The following is a 20,829-nucleotide window of genomic DNA, read 5'->3' on the forward strand; positions in this document are numbered from 1 at the left end:
TCCCCGTCCATCAAGGAGTCGATCATGAGAAAGCTGCCTGCCGAAGTCGTGGCCTCACTGCTTGCCATCACCACCGTTCCCATCGCCGCGCATGCCTCGCACCTGCCGCCATGGGCCATCTTCATCAGCTGGGCCGCGACCTTTGCCATGGGCGGTCCCACGCCGGAGAACCTGAAGAAGATCTGGCCGACGCTGCCGGTGGGCTCGCTCTTTGCCTTTGTCATTGTGCTTTGCTTCCGCCAGGCGGCCGAGCAGTTCTCCGGGCCTGCGCTGATCGTGGCGGAGATGGTGATCCTGTTCACGCTCAACGCTTCGATGATGTACCTCGCACGCGTGTTCGTCACGCTGCGCTTCATCCCTGGCATGTTCTTTGGCTTTGCCTCGTATTTTGCAACGCTGTTCGGCGGCTTCGGCCCGGTGCCGGGCGATCCCGTTGCCGCGCTCGGCGCGGTGATCGCCATGAATGCGCTCGGACCGGCCTATGCCTGGATCAAGCATCACTACGCCGCGCCGGAATCCGTTGCCGAACGCCCATGGCGGGGCTGGAAGACGGAGGCCTGAGCCGACGCGTCCTGCCGGGTTTGCGTGCCAGGCGCAGCGTGACCCGGCGTCATCATCGAATCATTATCGCGGCTGCCGGCGCGCAGGGAAGGCCAGCGTCGGCCGGCCGCCGCGTATCCGGGGGAAGTGGGTATGGAATTTCTGGGTGAAGTGGATCCTTGCGGCACCGGCACGTCGCGCCGGGCATTCCTGGCCGGGTCGGCCGCGCTGGCGGGCAGCACGGTATTGCCTGCAGTCGGGCAGGAACTGGCACAGGAGCCGGCGCAATCCGGACGTGCGGGGCTGGCGCATTCGTCCGCGGGCATGGTCACGAGCCCGCATGGACTGGCCAGCCAGGCGGGGCTGGAGGTATTGAAGGCCGGGGGCAACGCCATCGAGGCGGCGATTGCCATCGGCGCGGTGCTGAGCGTGACCTATCCCCACTTTACCGGCCTGGGGGGCGACGCCTTCCTGGTGGTCAGCGACCGCGGCGGTAATGTGCGCACGTTCTCCGGCATCGGCCAGGCCGCGTCCGAGACCTCGGGCTATGCCGGCACCATTCCGCTGCGGGGCCCGGCAGCGGCGCTCACTGCCGCCGCTACCGTTGCGATCTGGGACCGAGCCTTTGCCTTCAGCCGGGACCAGTGGGGCGGCACGCAGTCGTGGTCGTCGTTGCTGGCGCGGGCCACCGAGTACGCCGCAAACGGATTCCCGGTCACGCCGTCGCAGTGCTTCTGGCAGGAGTTCCGCTCGGCGGACCTGTCAGGCTGGGATGGCTTCGAACAGGTCTTCATGCCAGACGGGCGCATGCCCAGGCCCGGAGAAATGTTCCGCCAGCCTGAGCTGGCCCGCACCCTGGACCGGGTGGCGACACAGGGCGGGCGCGAATTCTATGAGGGCGACCTCGCAGGTCGCCTTGCCGCCGGGCTGGCCAAGGCCGGCTCGCCGTTGCGCGAACATGACCTGGTGCGATGCCAGGCGCGCGAAGAAGTGCCGCTGCGTGTCGCCTACCGCGATGGCGAACTGCTCGGCCTGCGGCCGCCCACGCAAGGCGTGACCACGCTGGAGATCATGGGCATCCTCGACCGGTTCGATCTGTCCAGTATCCCGGAAGGCAGCGCGGACTATTACCACCTGCTGGTCGAGGCGGTGAAGCTGGCGTTCCTGGACCGCAACCGCTACGTCGCCGATCCCGATTTTGTCGACGTGCCGCTGGACCGGCTGCTGTCGAAGTCCAATCTCGATGCCCACGCGCGCCGCATCCGCATGGACCGCGCCATGGTGTGGCCGCATGTGTTCAGGCCCGGCGACACGGTCTACATCGGCGCCGCCGACCGCGCGGGCCGCTGCGTGAGCATGCTGCAGACCGTCTATTTCGACTGGGGCAGCGGCCTGGTCGTCGGCGACACGGGGGTGCTCTGGCACAACCGCGGCGCATCGTTCAGCCTCGATCCCGCCAGCCCCAACGTGCTGCGCGGCGGCAAGCGGCCATTCCATACCCTCAATCCCGGCATCTACCTGAAGCAGGGCCGGCCGCACCTGCTGTACGGCACGCAAGGCGCCGATGGCCAGCCGCAGACACTGGCCGCGGTGCTGACACGGATGATCGACTACGGCATGGATCCGCTGACAGCACTGCGCCGCCCGCGCTTCCTGCTGGGCAAGACCTTCTCGGACAGCCGCGACAGCCTCAAGCTGGAACAGGATGCCGGCCTGCCGGTGTTCAGCGAGCTTGCCGCGCGCGGCCATCAGCTGAGCCCGATTCCTGCGCAAAGCCAGCTGGCCGGCCATCCGGGCGCGATCCGGATCGATGCCGGCGGGCAGCTTAGCGGCGCGCACGACCCGCGCAGCGATGGCCGGGCGCTGGGAGTATAGCGCGCGGCGCTTTCCTGGTGACGCTGCGCTGTACCGGTGCGTCATCCAAGAAAAAGCCCTCGGCCAGGGAGGACGAGGGCCACAAGTGGTAGCGGGCGAGTCGCAGTACGCCCGCATGCCATGATGGTGCCGCTACGCGATCCGGGCATCCCCAATTCTGGGGATGTTGCTTTCCACTGCGCGCTGATAGCACCACCATCAATGGAGCAAAGGGGTGTGTAATTCCCTGAAATCGAACGCGTCCGATTTGTCATTGATGCCATGAATCGTCAGCACGGCATCGTGGGTCATCGCCAGCTGCAGGCCTGCGGCAATCGCGGCATCGCGGGACGGGTAGACCGGTCCCGGGTTATCGGGGTCGTATTCCAGGGCCCACTGCGCGTCTCGCGTGAGGATGATCTCGATGGACTTGATTGGCATCGCCAACTCCGTTTCTTGTGGACGATGTGTGGTCGCGCGGGCGTGGAGAAAGGGCCTGGCAACGGGGGAGCCGGTGCCAGGCCAGTCCGCCTGTGGAGCACTGTGATGCTGACGCCGTGCGTGGCCCGGCCTGCAGCAATTCCAGCGTAGGCCAGGGCTGGGGACATGACTGCAAACAACTGCAAAGGCGGCGTCCTGGGAAACAGATAGCGGGGGATCCGGCGGCCAAAGAAAAAACCCGCGAAGCCTTTGGCTATCGCGGGTTTCTAGACCTGCTGGTACTGCATCGGACTGAATACTGGTGGAGCCGGCGGGAATCGAACCCGCGTCCGTAAGCCCTCCACAGAGAGTTCTACATACTTAGTTCTGTCATTTGATTTAACCGGCGCATCGCGGACGAACACGCTCTACGACGGCGAGTCACTAAATTTTCGTCCCCGGCTTCGTGACCCTTCCGGAGCTTATCTGACGTAAATGACCTCGCGTGGTCTTGCGACCCTAGCCCGTCAGCGAGCCAGTGCGAGGACGGCCGCAATTAAGCGGCCAGTGCGTAACGTTCGTCGTTAGCAGTTATTGCATTCCCATTGATTAACGAGGTGACGGGTCCTCGGTATGCCCTCCACTGCTTTGTAACCCACGTCGAAACCAGGTCGGCCCCAGTGAGGAAGATGGATTGTACCCGGTTGGACGCAAGCTGTCGCGGGGAGTTCCTGGCGCGGCCAGGACACCCCTGCGACACAATCAGGCGACCGCGGCGGGCACCAGAAGCGGGATCAGCTCGGCCGGGTGGCGGATCAGGTGGTCGGCGCCCCAGGTCTCGGGCGGCTCGGCGTCGCCGCAATAGCCATAGGCGGCGGTGACGGTGATCATGCCGGCGGCCTTGCCGGCCTGGATGTCGCGCAGGTCATCGCCCACGTAGACGCACTGGCGCGGGTCGACGCCGGCGCTTGCCGCGGCATGCAGCAGCGGGGCGGGGTGCGGCTTGGCGTGGGGCGTGGTGTCGCCGCTGACCACGGCGCTGGCGCGCGGGGCCAGGCCGATCGCGGCGACCAGCGGAACGGTGAAGCGTGCGATCTTGTTGGTGACGATGCCCCACGGGATGCCCGCTGCCTCGAGCGCGGCCAGCACTTGCGGCATGCCGTCGAACAGGCGCGTGTGGACCGCGATGTCGGCCTCGTAGTAGTCGAGGAAGACGTCGCGCAGGGCCGGGAACTCAGCATCCTCCGGGCGCAGCCCGAAGGCTGCACCCAATAGTCCGCGCGCGCCGTGCGAGGCGACGGGACGCAGTTTCTCATAGGCCACCGGCGGATGGCCGCGTTCGATGACCAGCCGGTTGGCGGCAGCCGCCAGGTCCGGCGCGGTGTCCGCCAGCGTGCCGTCCAGGTCGAAGAAGACCCCAGCGATGCCGGCCGTCATGCTGCCACCCGGCAGAACGCCATCATGTAGTTCACATCGGTGTCGCGGCCCAGCGCATACACCTGCGACAGCGGGTTGTAGGTCATGCCGCGCATTTCCACCAGGTCCAGCCTAGCTTGGCGGGCAAAGCGCGCGAGCTCAGACGGGGTGATGAACTTGTCGTAGTCGTGCGTGCCGCGCGGCAGCATGTTGAGCACATATTCCGCGCCGACGATGGCCAGCAGGTAGGCCTTCAGGTTGCGGTTGATGGTCGAGAAGAACACATAGCCGCCGGGCTTCACCAGCGTCGCACAGGCTTGCACGATCGATGCCGGATCGGGCACATGTTCCAGCATCTCCATGCAAGTCACCACATCCACGCTGGCCGGTTCACGCGCGGCCAGCGCTTCTGCGGCGATCTCCTCATAGGTGACGGCAACGCCGGACTCCAGGCTGTGCAGGTCTGCCACCTTCAGTGCCTTAGTCGAGAGATCGATACCGCGTACCGTGGCGCCCAGGCGCGCCATGCTTTCGGACAGGATGCCGCCGCCGCAACCCACGTCGACCACGCGCTTGCCGGCCAGGCCGGCGATGCCGTCGATCCAGCCCAGGCGCAGCGGGTTCAGCTCATGCAGCGGCTTGAACTCGCTTTCCGGGTCCCACCAGCGGTGGGCCAGTTCGCTGAACTTGTCGATTTCCTTCGGATCGGCATTGCGGCGCGGCTGGTCCTGATTGGCGGCGTCGGCTGCGGAAAGGGTTTGCGATTGCAACGTCATCGTATGCGGGGCCGGCGGCACTAGCCGCGCCGGCGGTGTGAAGGGAAGAGAGGACAGTCCGGGCAACTGTACCAAAAAAAAAGCCCAGCTTGCGCTGGGCTTTCTTCATCGGAAGGGATCCGATTAACGTGCGCTGCGGGTGCCGACCACTTCGACTTCCACGCGGCGGTTCGGCTGCTGGCAGGCGATCTGGGACTTGCGGTTGCCCTTGCACGACTTCGGATCGACCTTCAGCTGGCGCTTGCCCTTGCCTTCGGTGTAGACACGGTTGGCTTCGACGCCCTTGCTCACCAGGTAAGCCTTGACCGATTCAGCACGGCGGATCGACAGGCGATCGTTGTACTTGTCCGAACCGAACGAGTCGGTGTGGCCAACGGCGATGATGACTTCCAGGGTGATGGCTTGCAGCTTCGAAACCAGGTCGTCCAGCTTGGCCTTGCCTTCCGGCTTCAGGACAGCCTTGTCGAAGTCGAACAGGGTGTCAGCAGCGAAAGTGACCTTCTCGCTCGAGACGACCGGCGGGGCCACCGGAGCCGGTGCCGGTGCCGCTACGGCCGGGGCCAAGGCGCCGTCGCACAGCGCGTTGGCCGTGGCCGGGGTCCAGGAGCTGTCGCGCCAGCAGAGCTCGTTCGTGCCATTCTTCCACACGTACTCGCTCGTACCGTTGCCCCAGTTGTCGTTCACTGCCTTCTTTTCATAAGGGACGGACTGAGCTTGAGCGGATGCAGCCATTACTGCGGTAGCTGCAACGAGCGCGAGCTTGGCAAATTTTTTCATATTTCTCCTCTCAGGATGAGATCACCGCAGGGTTACTGCGAGCAAATGGACGAAAACAAGTCATACATTCTTCGGAGTATAACATTCTCGATGTGGTGGATGCTCCACTTCGAACAATGTCTGGCTCTTCGCTGGGGAATTGTGCCACAAGGGTCGTTTCCTAAGAAGTAAATATATTCGATTCGCCGCATGGGTTTTGGGCCTGTGGTGTTTGTGCAACACGGGTCTTGTGTCGCCCGCAAAGCCTTGTGGCATCAGGGATTCCGGGTTTCAGTCAGGGCCTCGGGAGGTGCGCGTAAGGGCTGTCCGGAGAGCGGGAGGCGGGGGGTGGCGGCATGTTAGAATGGCACGTTGCCCAGCCGTCAGGCGCCCACTGTGCCGCGCGCTAAAGGGCCTGTCATTCGCTTAAACCTGCCGCATAAACCACGCCGCAATGGATCCATTCGCAAAAGAAACCCTTCCGGTCTCCCTCGAAGAGGAAATGCGCCGCTCCTATCTTGATTACGCCATGAGCGTGATCGTGGGTCGGGCGCTTCCTGATGTGCGGGACGGCCTGAAACCGGTGCACCGGCGCGTGCTGTTTGCGATGCACGAGCTCAACAACGACTGGAACCGGGCCTACAAGAAGTCGGCCCGTATCGTCGGCGATGTGATCGGTAAGTATCACCCGCACGGCGATACCGCAGTCTACGACACCATCGTCCGCATGGCGCAGAATTTCTCGCTGCGCTACATGCTGGTCGACGGCCAGGGCAATTTCGGTTCGGTCGACGGCGATAACGCCGCGGCCATGCGTTATACCGAAATCCGCCTGGCGAAAATCGCCCACGAGATGCTGTTCGACATCGACAAGGAAACCGTCGATTTCGACAGCAACTACGACGGCTCTGAAAAAGAGCCTTCAATTCTGCCGGCGCGTATTCCCAATCTGCTAATCAACGGTTCGTCCGGTATTGCGGTGGGCATGGCCACCAATATCCCGCCGCATAACCTGAATGAAATCGTTGACGGCTGCCTGCACCTGTTGCGCAACCCGCAGGCCACGGTGGATGAACTGATTGAATTGATTCCCGCGCCGGATTTTCCGACCGCCGGGATTATCTATGGTATCCAGGGCGTTCGCGAAGGCTACCGCACCGGCCGCGGCCGCGTGGTGATGCGGGCCAAGACGCACTTCGAGGACATCGACCGCGGCCAGCGCCAGGCCATCATCGTCGACGAGCTGCCCTACCAGGTCAACAAGCGCACCCTGCTTGAGCGCATTGCCGAACTGGTCACTGAAAAGAAGGTCGAGGGCATCTCCGACATCCGCGACGAGTCGGACAAGTCCGGCATGCGCGTGGTGATCGAACTCAAGCGCAACGAGGTGCCTGAGGTTGTCCTCAACAACCTGTATAAGAACACCCAGCTGCAGGACACCTTCGGCATGAACATGGTGGCGCTGGTCGATCGCCAGCCGCGCCTGCTGAACCTGCGCCAGATGCTGGAGTACTTCCTGGCGCACCGGCGCGAAGTCGTCACCCGCCGCACGGTGTTCGAACTGCGCAAGGCGCGCGAGCGCGGCCATGTGCTGGAAGGCCTGGCCGTGGCGCTGGCGAACATCGACGAATTCATCGCCATCATCAAGGCCGCACCGACTCCGCCGATCGCCAAGCAGGAACTGATGGCGAAGGCATGGGATTCGGCTCTGGTCCGCGACATGCTTGCACGCGCCGAAGGCGAGACGCCGGGCGGGCGCGCCTCCTATCGTCCGGACGGGCTGCCGCCCGTGTTCGGCATGCAGGCGGACGGCCTGTACCGGCTGTCCGATGGCCAGGCGCAGGAAATCCTGCAAATGCGCCTGCAACGCCTCACCGGGCTGGAACAGGACAAGATCGTCCAGGAATATCGCGACATCATGGCGGTAATTGCCGACCTGCTGGACATCCTGGCGCGGCCGGAGCGTATTACTACCATCATCGTCGACGAACTCACCGCGATCCGCGCCGAATTTGGCGATGAACGCCGTTCGCAGATCGAACTGAACGCGACCGAGCTGGATACCGAAGACCTGATCACCCCGCAGGATATGGTGGTCACGCTGTCGCACAGCGGCTATATGAAGAGCCAGCCGATCTCCGAGTACCGTGCGCAAAAGCGTGGCGGACGCGGTAAGCAGGCGACAGCGACCAAGGAAGACGACTGGATTGACACGCTGTTCGTGGCCAATACCCACGATTACATCCTGTGCTTCTCCAACCGCGGCCGGCTCTACTGGCTGAAGGTGTATGAGGTGCCGCAGGGTTCGCGCAACTCGCGCGGGCGCCCGATCGTCAACATGTTCCCGCTGTCAGAAGGCGAGAAGATCAATGTGATCCTGCCGGTCAAGCAGTTTGACGCTGAGCACTTCATCTTCATGGCCACCGCTCGCGGCACGGTCAAGAAGACCGCGCTGACCGAGTTCTCCAATCCGCGCAAGGCCGGCATCATCGCGGTCGACCTGGACGATGGCGACTACCTGATCGGCGCGGCCGTGACCGATGGCCAGCATGATGTGATGCTGTTCTCCGACGCCGGCAAGGCGGTGCGCTTTGACGAGAACGACGTGCGTCCGATGGGCCGCCAGGCGCGCGGCGTGCGCGGCATGAACCTTGAAGACGGCCAGACCGTGATCGCCATGCTGGTGGCGCCGGCCGAGACCGCCGAAGAGGCTGAGGCGGGCGTGCGCGGCAGCGTGCTGACCGCGACCGAGAACGGCTATGGCAAGCGTACCCCCATTGCTGAGTACACTCGACACGGCCGCGGCACCAAGGGCATGATTGCGATCCAGACGAGCGAGCGCAATGGCCGTGTGGTGGCGGCAGCACTGGTTTCGCCCGAGGACGAGATCATGCTGATCACCACCGGTGGCGTGCTGATCCGTACCCGCGTGGCCGAAATCCGAGAAATGGGCCGCGCCACGCAGGGTGTCACGCTGATCAACGTTGACGAAGGCACCAAGTTGTCCGGGCTGCAGCGCATCGTCGAAAGCGATGCCGACAACGGCGCAGGTGGCGAAGAGGCTGAAGACGCCGACGGCGCAGAAGGTGCTGCCGGGGCCGACGCGGACGCTAATCCGTAAGACAAATCGTAAATTGTTGCAACAATAGGACGCCAGCCGGAACTCGCCTCGCGGCTGTCCGGACTAAAACGGACGTATTTACCAGGGAGTCACAATGCTCAAAACCTATCGACGTATCGCTGTTCTGGCTGCTTTCGTTCCGACCTTCATGATGGCGCAGCATGCACACGCGCAGGATGCGGAAAAGACAGCAGCCATCAAGGAACTGCTTTCCGTCATGCAGGCGGACCAGGCCGTCAAGGGCCAGGCCGAAAACTGGCAGCAAGGCGCCAAGCAGGAAGCTCCGCTGGTGCTGGAACAAGTGCTGGTCGAGAACAAGACCCTGAACGACAAGCAGAAGCAGGCCGCTGTCGAAAAGCTGAAGAAGAACGGCGCGGTCCAGCGCATGGTTGATGGCGCCGGTTCGGCGTTCAGCACCGATGGCTTCCGCAAGGACGCGATCCAGGCGCACTACGATGCCTTTGGTAAGTACTACTCGACGGCGGAACTCAAGGACCTGACCACCTTCCTGAAGTCGCCGACCGGCCAGAAGTTCATGGCCAACCAGGGCAAAGCGACCCAGGAGATCTGGGGCTCGATGATGCAGAAGTACGGCCCGCAGGTCGGCAAGTCGATGCGCGACGCCGCCGAGAAGGAAATCACCGCCGCTTCGAAGTGATGCTGGCGTGATCCGCGACTGACTCAGACCGCCGCCCACCTGCAGCCTTGCAGGCCGGTGCGGCACCGGGGCCGGGCCCCGGGTGCCCAACGGGGCGCGGGTTTTGAGGGATAATGGCTGCTTGGGTAACACCGGCAGCCATTTTTCCATTCTCCGTCTCATGAACGATCCCCAGAATCCCGCTCTTGCCGGCATGATGCAGCGTGCATTGGCCGAACGCGTCTACAACTTTTCGCCCGGCCCGGCTGTGCTGCCTGCCGAAGTGCTGCAACAGGCTGCGGAGGAGATGCTGTCCTGGCGCGGGACCGGGGTCTCGGTGATGGAGATGAGCCACCGCAGCCGCGAGTTCGAGGGCATTCAGGCCGAAGCGATCGCGGACCTGCGCGAACTGCTGCATATTCCCTCCAACTTCCATGTGCTGTTCCTGCAGGGCGGCGCCATCGGCGAGAACGGCATCGTGCCGCTGAACCTGATGCGCCTGCGCAGCGCCGACGCGCCCAAGGCTGACTTCGTCGTCACCGGCACCTGGTCGGTCAAGACCGAGCAGGAAGCCCGCCGCTATGGCGCGGTCAATATCGCGGCCACCAGCGAGGCGCAGAAATTCCACCGCATCCCCGACGTCGCGGACTGGAAGCTGTCGGACGATGCCGGCTACGTGCACCTGTGCACCAACGAGACCATCGTCGGCGTGGAGTTCCAGAACATTCCCGATATCGGCCAGGTCAAGGGCGACCGCATCGTGGTGGCGGACGCTTCCAGCCATATCCTGTCGCGCCCGATCGACTGGTCGCGCGTGCAGGTGGTCTACGGCGGCGCGCAGAAGAATATCGGCCCGGCCGGCGTCACCATCGTGATCGTGCGCGATGACCTGATCGGCCATGCCCACCCGCTGTGCCCGTCGGCATTCAACTGGCGCCTGGTGGCCGAGCACAACTCGATGTACAACACGCCGCCGACCTATGCGATCTATATCGCCGGCCTGGTCTTCAAATGGCTCAAGCGCCAGGGCGGCGTGCCCGCGATCGAGCAGCGCAATATCGCCAAGGCGTCGGCGCTGTACAACTACCTGGACCAGAGCGATTTCTATCGCAACGAGATCCATCCGAGCTGCCGCTCGCGCATGAACGTGCCGTTCTTCCTGGGCGACGAATCGCGCAATGAGGCCTTCCTGCAGCAGGCGCGGGCCAACGGCCTGGTGCAGCTCAAGGGACACAAGACTGTGGGCGGCATGCGCGCCAGCATCTATAACGCGATGTCGCTGGAAGGCGTGATGGCGCTGGTCGATTTCATGCGCGAGTTCGAGCGTACGTCCGCCTGACGCGCATTCCTGCTGGCTGCCCGCGCACGTCAGGCACAGTGCGCCGGCAGGCAGCGGTCAGTTTTTCTCCGGCCGCCGCGCCCCGGCGGCCCACCGGATTCATACAAAATGACAAGCCAAGACCGCACCCCCGCGCGCGAGGAGACGCCGCCGAATGAGCAGCAGAACGACAGCCACCTGAGCGAAGCCGAGCGCAAGCTGTCGGTCGAGCTGAGCCCGCTGCGCGAGCAGATCGACACCGTTGACCGCGAACTGCTGGCGATGCTGAACCGCCGCGCCAAACTGGCGCTCGAGGTCGGCGAGGTAAAGAAGAAGTACGGCGCGCCGGTGTTCCGCCCGGAACGTGAGCTGCAGGTGATCCGCAAGGTGCAGGGCGCCAACCCCGGCCCGCTGCTGGGAGAAAGCGTGGCGGCGATCTGGCGCGAGGTGATGTCCGCCTGCCGCGGGCTGGAAAAGCCGCTGGAAGTGGCTTTCCTCGGCCCGGCCGGCACGTTCTCCGAGCAGGCGCTGTATGCGCACTTCGGCCATGAGGTGTCGGGCGTGCCTTGCCCGAGCATCGACGAGGTGTTCCGTGCCGTCGAGGCCGGCACGGTCGAGTACGGCGTGGTGCCGGTCGAGAATTCCACCGAGGGCGCGGTGTCGCGCACGCTCGACCTGTTCCTGCAGACTTCGCTGAAGATCAGCGGCGAGATTGCGCTCAAGGTGCATCACAACCTGATGGCATCCACGCCCGACATGCAGGGCGTAACAGTGGTGCGCGCGCATGCGCAGGCACTGGCGCAGTGCCAGCACTGGCTGACCGCCAACTACCCGCACCTGGAGCGTCAGGCGGTATCGAGCAATGCCGAGGCCGCGCGCATGGCCAGCGAAGACCCGACCGTGGCTGCGATTGCCGGCGAGTCCGCCGCCAACCGCTATCACCTGCATATCGTGCGCACGCATATCCAGGACGATCCGCACAACCGCACGCGCTTTGCCGTGATCGGCCGCTATGAGACCGAGCCGTCGGGCAGCGACCAGACCTCGATGATCCTGTCGGTGCCCAACAAGGCTGGCGCGGTGTACCAGTTGCTGGCGCCGCTGGCGGAGAACGGCGTGTCGATGTGCCGCTTCGAGTCGCGCCCGGCGCGCAGCGGCGCGTGGGAGTACTACTTCTACGTCGACGTGGAAGGGCACCAGCATGAGCCGGCAGTGGCGCGCGCCATCGAAGAGCTGCGCCGCAATGCGGCCTACCTGAAGGTGCTGGGCTCGTATCCGTCGAGCAAGTAAGGCAGCCAGGCAAGAACAAGGAGACGAGATGGCAGAGCAGGGTAAGCAAGGCGGCACGGTGTTCGGACCCGGCTATGTGCGGGCGATTTCGCCTTACGTGGCCGGGAAGCCGATTTCGGAAGTCGCGCGCGAGTTCGGCCTGGACGAGGCCGGCATCGTCAAGCTCGCCTCCAATGAGAATCCGCTCGGCATGCCCGAGTCGGCCCGACGCGCGGTGGCCGATGCGGTGGCTGAACTCGGCCGCTACCCGGATTCCAACGGCTTTGCGCTGAAGGGCGCGCTGTCGGCGCGCCTCGGCGTGCCCGCCGACTGGCTGACGCTGGGCAACGGCAGCAACGACATCCTGGAGCTGGCCGCGCATGCGCTGGTGGAGCCGGGCCAGTCGATCGTCTATGCCGAGTACTCGTTCGCGGTCTACGCGCTGGCCACGCAGGAGATCGGCGCACGCGCCATCGAAGTGCCCGCGCGCGACTACGGCCATGACCTCGAGGCGATGGCCGCGGCGATCGCGCCGGATACGCGCCTGGTCTTTATCGCCAACCCGAACAACCCGACCGGCACGTTCGTGCCGGCCGCGCAGATCGAAGCCTTCCTGCAGCGGGTGCCGGCCAGCGTGGTGGTGGTGCTGGACGAGGCGTACAACGAATACCTGGATGCGGACCAGCAATACGATTCGCTTGCCTGGGTGCGCCGCTACCCGAACCTCATGGTGTCGCGCACGTTCTCCAAGGCCTATGGCCTGGCGGGCCTGCGCATCGGCTACGCGGTGGCGCAGCCGGAGCTGTCGGACCTGCTGAACCGCATCCGCCAGCCGTTCAACGTCAACAGCGTGGCGCAGGCCGCGGCCATCGCCGCGCTGGGCGATGCCGACTTCCTGCGCCGCAGCGCCGAGCTGAACCGTGCCGGCAAGCGCCAGCTGACTGATGCCTTCAACCGGCTCGGGCTGGAATATGTGCCGTCGTCCGGCAACTTCGTGATGGTGCGCGTGGGCGATGACGACGGCGCCGGCGCGCGCGTCAACCTGGCGTTGCTGAAGCAGGGTGTGATCGTGCGGCCGGTGGGCAACTACAACCTGCCGCGCTGGCTGCGCGTGACCATTGGCCTGGCCGAGGAGAACGCGGCCTTCATCGCGGCGCTGGAGCGGGCGCTGGCGTGAGCGCGGCTACAATCGCGGCGTTTTGCAGCGTGTAGCGGCGGGCTGCTTGCCTGCCGCTTTGCCAATCATCGATTTACCTCGGCCTGGTCCGAGCCACTGCCCCTAGCGGCCTGAGATTGTGAGTGCATTGCATTTTTCCCGTGTTGTCATTGTCGGTGTCGGCCTGATCGGCGGCTCGCTCGCGTTGGCGCTCAAGCGCGCCGGCGTGGTGGGCACGGTGGTCGGGGTGGGGCGCTCGCCGGCCTCGCTGCAGAAGGCGCTGGATCTTGGGGTGATCGACGAGGCCGCGACGCTGGCGGATGCCGCGCGCGGCGCCAGCGTGATCGTGCTGTGCGCGCCGGTGGCGCAGAACTTTGCGCTGCTGCACGCGCTGGAGCCGCATCTGCAGCCAGGCACCATCGTCACCGATGCCGGCAGCACCAAGTCGGACGTGATCATGGCGGCCAAGACGGCGCTGGGCGACAAGGTCGCGCAGTTCGTGCCGGCACACCCGATCGCCGGACGCGAGCTCAACGGCGTGGAGGCGGCGCTGCCGGACCTGTACGTTGGCAAGAAGGCCGTGCTGTGCCCGCTGCAGGAAAATTCGCGCGCAGATGTCGCCGCGGTGCGCGCCATGTGGGAAAGCGCCGGCGCAGAATGCCACGTGATGTCGGCGGTGCAGCACGACGCGGTGTTCGCCGCGGTCAGCCACCTGCCGCATGTGCTGTCGTACGCGCTGGTGGCGCAGGTCACCAATGCGGAAGATGCGGCGCTGAAGCTGGGCTTCGCCGGCGGCGGCTTCCGCGATTTCACGCGCATCGCGGCCTCGTCGCCGGAGATGTGGCGCGATATCTGCGTGGCCAACCGCGACGCGCTGCTGCGTGAGCTGAATACCTACCAGTCGGTGCTGGCGCACCTGAAGGCGCAGATCGAGAAGGGCGACGGCGACGCGCTCGAACGCATCTTCGCGCGCGCCAGCAAGACCCGGCTGGCCTGGGGCGCAGAGCGTGCCGCGGGCAACCATACCGAACCCTGAACCAATCGCCTGACCGCGGCGCCCCGGCGCCCACGAGAACCATGGAACACCTGACGCTAGGCCCCCTGACCCGCGCCAACGGCACCGTCCGGCTGCCGGGCTCGAAGAGCATCTCCAACCGCGTGCTGCTGCTGGCCGCACTGGCCACGGGCGAAACCCGCGTGCGCGACCTGCTCGATTCCGACGACACCCGTGTGATGCTGCAAGCGTTGCGCACACTCGGCGTGGCGTGGCGGCAGGAAGGCGACGACTACATCGTCACCGGCGCCGGCGGCAATTTCCCGAACAAGTCGGCCGAGCTCTTCATGGGCAATGCTGGCACCGCGATCCGCCCGCTGACTGCCGCGCTCGCGCTGCAGGGCGGAAGCTACAAGCTGTCGGGCGTGCCGCGCATGCACGAGCGGCCGATCGGCGACCTGGTCGACGGCCTGCGCCAAGTGGGCGCCGTGATCGACTACCTGGGCAATGAAGGCTTTCCGCCGCTGCATATCCAGCCGGCCGGCATTCGCATCGATGCGCCGATCCGCGTGCGCGGCGATGTGTCGAGCCAGTTCCTGACCGCGCTGCTGATGAGCCTGCCGATGGCGCAATCCGACAGCGGCCGCATCGAGATCGAGGTGGTGGGCGAGCTGATCTCCAAGCCGTATATAGAGATCACGCTGAATCTGCTGGCGCGCTTCGGCATCCAGGTCGAGCGCCAGGGCTGGGAACGCTTCGTGCTGCCGGCAGGCGCGGCTTACCGCTCGCCGGGCGAGATCTTCGTCGAGGGCGATGCGTCGTCCGCTTCCTATTTCCTGGCGGCCGGCGCAATCGGCGGCGGCCCGGTCCGGGTGGAAGGCGTGGGCATGGCCAGCATCCAGGGCGATGTGCGCTTCGCCGAGGCGCTCAACCGCATGGGCGCCAATGTGATGGCCGGCGACAACTGGATCGAAGTGCGCGGCACGGAACGCGACGACGGGTGCCTGCACGGCATCGAACTGGACTGCAACCATATCCCCGATGCGGCGATGACGCTGGCGGTGGCGGCGCTGTTTGCCGAAGGCACGACCACGCTGACCAATATCGCCAGCTGGCGCGTCAAGGAGACGGACCGTATCGCGGCGATGGCGACGGAACTGCGCAAGCTCGGCGCAGTCGTGGAAGAAGGGGCGGACTACCTGCGTGTGACGCCGCCGCAGCCCTGGCAGACTCCGGCCGAAGGCATTGGCACCTATGATGACCATCGCATGGCGATGTGCTTCTCGCTGGCGGCCTTCGGGCCGCTGCCGGTGCGGATCAATGATCCGGGCTGTGTGGCGAAGACGTTCCCGGATTACTTCAGCGTGTTTGCGGGCGTGACCGGCTAAGCGCTGGCCAGGTTGGCGTGGTCGCGGGCAGCCCCGGCCTGGCGGCGCTCGCGCTTCTCCCAGTAGCGGTCGAAGAAGTAGTGGGCCACGGTATTGACGGCCGGTTCGATGAAGGTGATGGCGCCGCTGATGGCGAGGCTGCCGGTCAGCGCATACGTCACGCTGAACGCGATGCCAAGGTGCATGATGCCGAACGTCAGGGTTTTTGCCATGGTAGATTGCCTCGCGACTGGACGGAAAGGGCACCGTGCCGCGGCTGCGGCGAAGTGCCATGAATCAAATGATAATGATTCTCAATTGAATTCACAATCAATCGTTTCTCTTGGTTTTATAAATAATGACTATCGTCAACGTCATCGCCATTGACGGGCCGACTGCCTCGGGCAAGGGCACTGTCGCGCACAAGGTTGCGGATGCCGTGGGCTTTCACCTGCTCGACAGCGGCGCCCTGTACCGGCTCGTGGCGCTGGCCAGCGACCGCGCCGGGATTGACCTGGCGGACGTGGACGCCCTTGCAAAGATCGCTTCCCGCCTCGATGTGAAGTTCGGCCCTGACCGCGTCTGGCTGCAAGGCGAGGAAGTCAGCCTGGCAATCCGCGCCGAGGCGATCGGCAACCGGGCCTCGGCCATTGCCGTGCACCAGCCGGTGCGCGACGCGCTGACCCAGCTGCAGCGCAGCTTCCGCAAGCTGCCGGGGCTGGTGGCCGACGGCCGCGACATGGGCACCGTGATCTTCCCGGATGCGCCGCTCAAGGTGTTCCTGACCGCAAGTGTTGAGGCGCGCGCTCGCAGGCGCTATAAACAATTGATTGATAAGGGAATTTCTGCTAATATTGAAGACCTTTTGCGTGACCTTGAAGCGCGCGATGTACGGGATCGCACCCGCACCGCCGCGCCGCTTCGTCCCGCCGAGGATGCAAAGCTGCTGGATACCTCCGATATGACGGTGGACCAGGCAGTGGCGCAGGTGCTGGAGTGGTTTGCCGCTGTGCGGCCCGGTGCATGAGATGCATGCGGGCGCATCAGTAGAAGCGGCGTACCCCGACGGCACCAGATGGCGCCAGCCCGGGCAAGACTTGTGGCTGGCTTGTGTCAAACCTGACCCCGCTGCCCTGGCAGACTGAGCGCGATAGTCGCGCCGGCCAGCGTATTGCGGATTTCACCTTACGTTTATGTCCGACCTGCAAACTAACGAATCCTTTGCCGCACTGTTCGAGGAATCCGTCGCCCGCTCCAATATGAAGGCTGGCGAAGTGATCTCCGCTGAAGTCGTGCGCATCGACCACAATTTCGTGGTCGTCAATGCCGGCCTCAAGTCCGAGGCATTCGTGCCGGTGGAGGAGTTCCTGAACGACCAGGGCGAACTCGAAGTGCAGGCCGGCGACTACGTCTCCGTGGCCATCGATGCGCTCGAGAACGGCTATGGCGACACCATCCTCTCCCGCGACAAGGCCAAGCGCCTGGCATCGTGGCTGAACCTCGAGAAGGCGCTGGAAGACGGCGAAATCATCTCGGGTACCGTGACCGGCAAGGTCAAGGGCGGCCTGACGGTGATGGTCAACGGCATCCGTGCGTTCCTGCCGGGTTCGCTGGTTGACGTGCGCCCGATCAAGGACACCACCCCGTACGAAGGCAAGACCCTGGAATTCAAGGTCATCAAGCTGGATCGCAAACGCAACAACGTGGTGCTGTCGCGCCGCGCCGTGGTCGAAGCGACCCTGGGCGAAGAGCGCCAGAAGCTGATGGAAACCCTGAAGGAAGGCGCCATCGTCAACGGTATCGTCAAGAACATCACCGACTACGGCGCGTTCGTGGACCTGGGTGGCATTGACGGCCTGCTGCACATCACCGACCTGGCCTGGCGCCGTGTCCGCCACCCGAGCGAAGTGCTGTCGGTTGGCCAGGAAATCACCGCCAAGATCCTCAAGTTCGACCAGGAAAAGAACCGCGTCTCGCTGGGCGTGAAGCAGCTGGGCGAAGATCCGTGGGTCGGCATCTCGCGCCGCTACCCGCAAGGCACCCGCCTGTTCGGCAAGGTGACCAACCTGACCGACTACGGCGCGTTCGTCGAGATCGAAGCCGGCATCGAAGGCCTGGTGCACGTGTCGGAAATGGACTGGACCAACAAGAACGTTGCGCCGTCCAAGGTTGTCCAGCTGGGCGACGAAGTCGAAGTCATGGTGCTGGATATCGACGAAGACAAGCGTCGTATCAGCCTGGGCATGAAGCAGTGCAAGGCCAATCCGTGGGACGATTTCTCGCGTAACCACAAGAAGGGCGACAAGCTGGCCGGCCAGATCAAGTCGATCACCGACTTCGGCGTGTTCATCGGCCTGCCGGGCGGCATCGACGGCTTGGTGCACCTGTCCGACCTGTCGTGGCAAGAGACTGGCGAAGAAGCCGTGCGCAAGTACAAGAAGGGCGACGAAGTCGAAGCCGTGGTCCTGGGCATCGACGTCGACAAGGAACGCATCTCGCTGGGCATCAAGCAGCTGTCGGGCGATCCGTTCAACAACTTCATCTCGGCCAACGACAAGGGTTCGCTGGTTCAGGGCACCATCAAGGCCGTTGACGCCAAGGGCGCCGTGGTCCAGCTGGCTGACGATGTGGAAGGCTACCTGCGTGCATCGGAAATCTCCGCTGACCGCGTGGAAGACGCCCGCAACGTGCTGAAGGAAGGCGAGCAGATCACCGCCCTGGTGGTGAACGTCGACCGCAAGTCGCGCAATATCAACCTGTCGATCAAGGCCAAGGACAGCGCAGAGCAGCAAGAAGCGATGCAAAAGTTCCAGGCTGACACCGGCACGGCTGGCACGACCAACCTCGGCGCCCTGCTGAAGGCCAAGCTCGGCCAGGACAACCAGTAATCGCAGGCCCCCGCGCTTGCGCGTATGCCCATGACCAAGTCGGAGCTCGTCGAAAAACTGGCTGCCCGCTTCCCCCAGCTGTTGCTGCGGGACGCGGACATCTCGGTCAAAACGATACTCGACGCGATGTCCGAGGCGCTGGCCGACGGCCATCGCATCGAGATCCGCGGATTCGGCAGTTTTGGTCTGAACAAGCGTCCGCCTCGCGTGGGGCGCAATCCCAAGTCCGGCGAGCGTGTGCTGGTGCCCGAGAAACGGGTGCCGCACTTTAAGGCGGGCAAGGAATTGCGCGAACGGGTTGACCGTAGCCAGCCGGTGCCTGCGGGCGTCAATGGCAACGGCCATTCCGGCGGCGCGGTGCAAGCCGCGCCGGGCAAGGCTGGCCAGGGTGCCGCTCCCGTCACACCGGCGGGATTGCATGAGAGCGGGCTGAATTTTGTCCGCTCCTGATTGCCCGGGCTTTGCCTGCTGCTGTGTTGTTGGTAAGAAAGCGCCCCGTTGGGGCGCTTTTTTTCGTTTGATGCTTCTGAGATGACGCCATGCCAGGTGCTGCATCGTGCGCAAGTCGATGCCAGGGGTCGATCGCCGCAGCGGGTTCGCACCCCGTTACCGCCACGTTACCGAATCCGGGAAGTGATTCCGTTACAATGCCGGGGTCCTTGCCGGGCCTTGCGCCAGTACGCCTCGCCTGTCGCTTCCCCGTCCCAATGTCACGCTGACTCGCTGCCTACCTGCATGAAACTGTTCGCCTGGATCGTCCGTATCGTCGTATTCGTGCTGCTGTTCGTGCTGGCGCTGCGCAATACCGCCGAAGCCTCGCTGCAGCTGTTCTTCAATGCCGTCTGGCATGCGCCGCTGATCCTGATCCTGTTCGCCGCCTTCGTGCTGGGCGCGGTGGCGGCACTGGCATCGGTCGCGCCCGGGCTGATGCGCCAGCGCATGGAGGTGGCGAAACTGCGCCGCGTGGCCGCGGAGGCGCAGGCACCGGCGTCCGCCGCAGCAGCGTCGTCGGCGGCCGCATCCGCGCCGCGTGACGGCAAGCCTGTTCCCTATAACGTAGTCGGCCCGAAAGTCTGATCCATGATGTTTGAAACCTGGTGGCTGCTGGCGCTGCCACTTGTCTTTGGCCTTGGCTGGATGGCGGCGCGCTTCGACGTGCGCCAGCTCATCAGCGAACAGGGCGCCTTGCCGCGCTCGTACTTCAAGGGCCTCAATTTCCTGCTCAACGAGCAACCCGACCAGGCCATCGATGCCTTTATCGAGGTGGCCCGGCTGGACCCGGAAACCACCGAGCTGCACTTTGCGCTGGGCGCGCTGTTCCGCCGCCGCGGCGAAACCGAGCGCGCCATCCGCGTGCATCAGAACCTGGCGACCCGCCCCGACCTGCCCGAGCCCGAGCGCGAGCATGCCTTGTTTGAACTGGGCGAGGACTTCCTGCGCGCCGGCCTGCTGGACCGTGCCGAGGAATCGCTGCGCCGGCTGATGTCGGGCCCGTACGCGGCGTCGGCCAAGCGCGTGCTGCTTGAGCTCTATGAAGTGGAAAAGGAGTGGCAGAAGGCGATCGAGGCCGCGCGCGAGCTGCAGACGCTGGAGCAGACGAGCTACAGCCTGCAGATTGCCCAGTTCTGCTGCGAGCTGGCGCAGGACGCGCTGCAGCGCAAGCGCCCCGAAGATGCGGTGAAGTGGCTGAACCAGGCCGTTGCCGAGAATCCTGCCAACGTGCGCGCCCCGATCCTGCTGGGCGACGTGGCCGCGGCCGCGGGCGACGCCCGCGCGGCGCTTGGCCACTGGCTTGGCATCGAACGGCAGGATGCATCTTTCCTGCCGCTGGTGGCGGACCGCGTGGTCAAGGCCTACGCCAGCCTGCAGGAGGAGGGCGCCGCGCTGGAATGGCTGCGCGGCCTGCTCAAGGGCAAGCTGGCGCCTGAGGTGCTCGATACCGCCTACCAGGCAGAACTGGACGTGAACGGCCCGGAAGCCGCCGCGCGCCTGATGCGCGAGCAGCTGCGCCGCCAGCCCACGCTGCTGGCGCTGACCAAGTATTTCGAGGCGCAGGCGGCGGTGGTCGCGGCCGGCGCCCCGTCCGCGCAGCCGGCGGGTGCCGATGCCCCGGCAGAGGGCGCCGACGGCAACAACGAGCAAGCGCAGGAAACCACGGCCATCCGTGACCTGCTGCAGCTGCGCACGCGCAACCTCGCGCGCTACACCTGCCGCGAGTGCGGCTTCCGCGCCCGGCTTTTCTATTGGCAATGCCCGGGATGCAACCGTTGGGAAACCTATGCCCCGCGGCGCTCCGAGACGCTCGGCTGATCCCGGG

Annotated in this window: 19 protein-coding genes and 1 other RNA gene; 14 read left to right on the top strand and 6 right to left on the bottom strand. The window is 64.9% G+C overall.

Annotated features, from left to right (window positions below; genetic code table 11):
* Positions 1 to 24 precede the first annotated feature (24 nt).
* Both KB879_RS04195 and KB879_RS04200 read left to right on the top strand, forming a co-directional pair.
* On the top strand, positions 25 to 561 hold the full coding sequence (locus KB879_RS04195) for a DUF1097 domain-containing protein (protein ID WP_211980818.1): 537 nt from the start codon (positions 25 to 27) through the stop codon (positions 559 to 561).
* A gap of 132 nt (positions 562 to 693) precedes the next feature.
* The gene (locus tag KB879_RS04200; protein WP_153955020.1) at positions 694 to 2,415 is read left to right on the top strand and encodes a gamma-glutamyltransferase family protein; all 1,722 of its coding nucleotides are present in this window, start codon (positions 694 to 696) and stop codon (positions 2,413 to 2,415) included.
* Between the two features lie 198 nt (positions 2,416 to 2,613).
* On the opposite strand, the gene KB879_RS04205 is transcribed toward KB879_RS04200, so the two are convergent.
* From KB879_RS04205 to ompA, 5 genes are all read right to left on the bottom strand, one after another.
* Positions 2,614 to 2,835 carry a hypothetical protein gene (locus KB879_RS04205; protein WP_013955839.1) on the bottom strand — a complete coding sequence of 74 codons (222 nt, stop codon included), beginning with the start codon at positions 2,833 to 2,835 and terminating at the stop codon, positions 2,614 to 2,616.
* Between the two features lie 299 nt (positions 2,836 to 3,134).
* Positions 3,135 to 3,493, bottom strand: a transfer-messenger RNA (tmRNA) gene (gene ssrA, locus KB879_RS04210).
* A gap of 83 nt (positions 3,494 to 3,576) precedes the next feature.
* A complete protein-coding gene (gene gph / locus KB879_RS04215; protein ID WP_013955840.1) occupies positions 3,577 to 4,251 on the bottom strand; it encodes a phosphoglycolate phosphatase in 675 nt (224 codons plus the stop codon).
* Entirely contained in the window at positions 4,248 to 5,006 is a 759-nt protein-coding gene (gene ubiG, locus KB879_RS04220; protein WP_153955021.1) for a bifunctional 2-polyprenyl-6-hydroxyphenol methylase/3-demethylubiquinol 3-O-methyltransferase UbiG, read from the bottom strand. The genes gph and ubiG overlap by 4 nt, the downstream gene beginning before the upstream one ends.
* A gap of 123 nt (positions 5,007 to 5,129) precedes the next feature.
* Positions 5,130 to 5,783 carry an outer membrane protein OmpA gene (gene ompA / locus KB879_RS04225; protein ID WP_211980819.1) on the bottom strand — a complete coding sequence of 218 codons (654 nt, stop codon included), beginning with the start codon at positions 5,781 to 5,783 and terminating at the stop codon, positions 5,130 to 5,132.
* Between the two features lie 433 nt (positions 5,784 to 6,216).
* Here ompA and gyrA point away from each other — a divergent pair, with 433 nt between their 5' ends.
* From gyrA to aroA, 7 genes are all read left to right on the top strand, one after another.
* Positions 6,217 to 8,883, top strand: coding sequence for a DNA gyrase subunit A (gyrA, locus tag KB879_RS04230; RefSeq protein ID WP_153955022.1), 2,667 nt, complete (start codon positions 6,217 to 6,219; stop codon positions 8,881 to 8,883).
* Positions 8,884 to 8,977: 94 nt separating this feature from the next.
* Positions 8,978 to 9,541: a DUF2059 domain-containing protein gene (locus KB879_RS04235; RefSeq protein WP_010812962.1), complete on the top strand. Its 564-nt coding sequence runs from the start codon at positions 8,978 to 8,980 to the stop codon at positions 9,539 to 9,541.
* 160 nt (positions 9,542 to 9,701) lie between these two features.
* Positions 9,702 to 10,859, top strand: coding sequence for a 3-phosphoserine/phosphohydroxythreonine transaminase (serC, locus tag KB879_RS04240; protein ID WP_013955843.1), 1,158 nt, complete (start codon positions 9,702 to 9,704; stop codon positions 10,857 to 10,859).
* Positions 10,860 to 10,967: 108 nt separating this feature from the next.
* Positions 10,968 to 12,128: a prephenate dehydratase gene (gene pheA / locus KB879_RS04245; protein ID WP_010812960.1), complete on the top strand. Its 1,161-nt coding sequence runs from the start codon at positions 10,968 to 10,970 to the stop codon at positions 12,126 to 12,128.
* A 28-nt stretch (positions 12,129 to 12,156) separates the two neighbouring features.
* Positions 12,157 to 13,284, top strand: coding sequence for a histidinol-phosphate transaminase (gene hisC, locus KB879_RS04250; RefSeq protein ID WP_153955023.1), 1,128 nt, complete (start codon positions 12,157 to 12,159; stop codon positions 13,282 to 13,284).
* A 118-nt stretch (positions 13,285 to 13,402) separates the two neighbouring features.
* The gene (locus tag KB879_RS04255) at positions 13,403 to 14,299 is read left to right on the top strand and encodes a prephenate dehydrogenase/arogenate dehydrogenase family protein (protein WP_211980820.1); all 897 of its coding nucleotides are present in this window, start codon (positions 13,403 to 13,405) and stop codon (positions 14,297 to 14,299) included.
* Between the two features lie 41 nt (positions 14,300 to 14,340).
* Positions 14,341 to 15,645 (top strand): 3-phosphoshikimate 1-carboxyvinyltransferase, encoded by a 1,305-nt coding sequence (aroA, locus tag KB879_RS04260; protein WP_211980821.1) that lies wholly within the window; start codon positions 14,341 to 14,343, stop codon positions 15,643 to 15,645.
* Here the strand turns inward: aroA and KB879_RS04265 are convergent.
* Positions 15,642 to 15,857, bottom strand: coding sequence for a DUF2061 domain-containing protein (locus tag KB879_RS04265; protein ID WP_013955847.1), 216 nt, complete (start codon positions 15,855 to 15,857; stop codon positions 15,642 to 15,644). The genes aroA and KB879_RS04265 overlap by 4 nt on opposite strands.
* Positions 15,858 to 15,982: 125 nt before the next feature.
* On the opposite strand from KB879_RS04265, the gene cmk reads away from it, so the two are divergent.
* The 5 genes from cmk (at position 15,983) to lapB (ending at position 20,822) form a co-directional block, all read left to right on the top strand.
* The gene (gene cmk, locus KB879_RS04270; protein WP_013955848.1) at positions 15,983 to 16,651 is read left to right on the top strand and encodes a (d)CMP kinase; all 669 of its coding nucleotides are present in this window, start codon (positions 15,983 to 15,985) and stop codon (positions 16,649 to 16,651) included.
* A gap of 166 nt (positions 16,652 to 16,817) precedes the next feature.
* Complete coding sequence (rpsA, locus tag KB879_RS04275; RefSeq protein WP_010812954.1) at positions 16,818 to 18,512, top strand: 30S ribosomal protein S1; 1,695 nt, start codon at positions 16,818 to 16,820, stop codon at positions 18,510 to 18,512.
* A gap of 30 nt (positions 18,513 to 18,542) precedes the next feature.
* Entirely contained in the window at positions 18,543 to 18,962 is a 420-nt protein-coding gene (locus tag KB879_RS04280; protein WP_041228311.1) for an integration host factor subunit beta, read from the top strand.
* A gap of 285 nt (positions 18,963 to 19,247) precedes the next feature.
* Complete coding sequence (locus KB879_RS04285; RefSeq protein WP_153955027.1) at positions 19,248 to 19,589, top strand: lipopolysaccharide assembly LapA domain-containing protein; 342 nt, start codon at positions 19,248 to 19,250, stop codon at positions 19,587 to 19,589.
* A 3-nt stretch (positions 19,590 to 19,592) separates the two neighbouring features.
* Positions 19,593 to 20,822, top strand: a complete 1,230-nt coding sequence (lapB, locus tag KB879_RS04290; RefSeq protein ID WP_013955852.1) for a lipopolysaccharide assembly protein LapB — start codon at positions 19,593 to 19,595, stop codon at positions 20,820 to 20,822.
* Positions 20,823 to 20,829: the final 7 nt, after the last annotated feature.

Source organism: Cupriavidus sp. KK10, from assembly GCF_018223725.1.
Classification (GTDB): domain Bacteria; phylum Pseudomonadota; class Gammaproteobacteria; order Burkholderiales; family Burkholderiaceae; genus Cupriavidus; species Cupriavidus necator.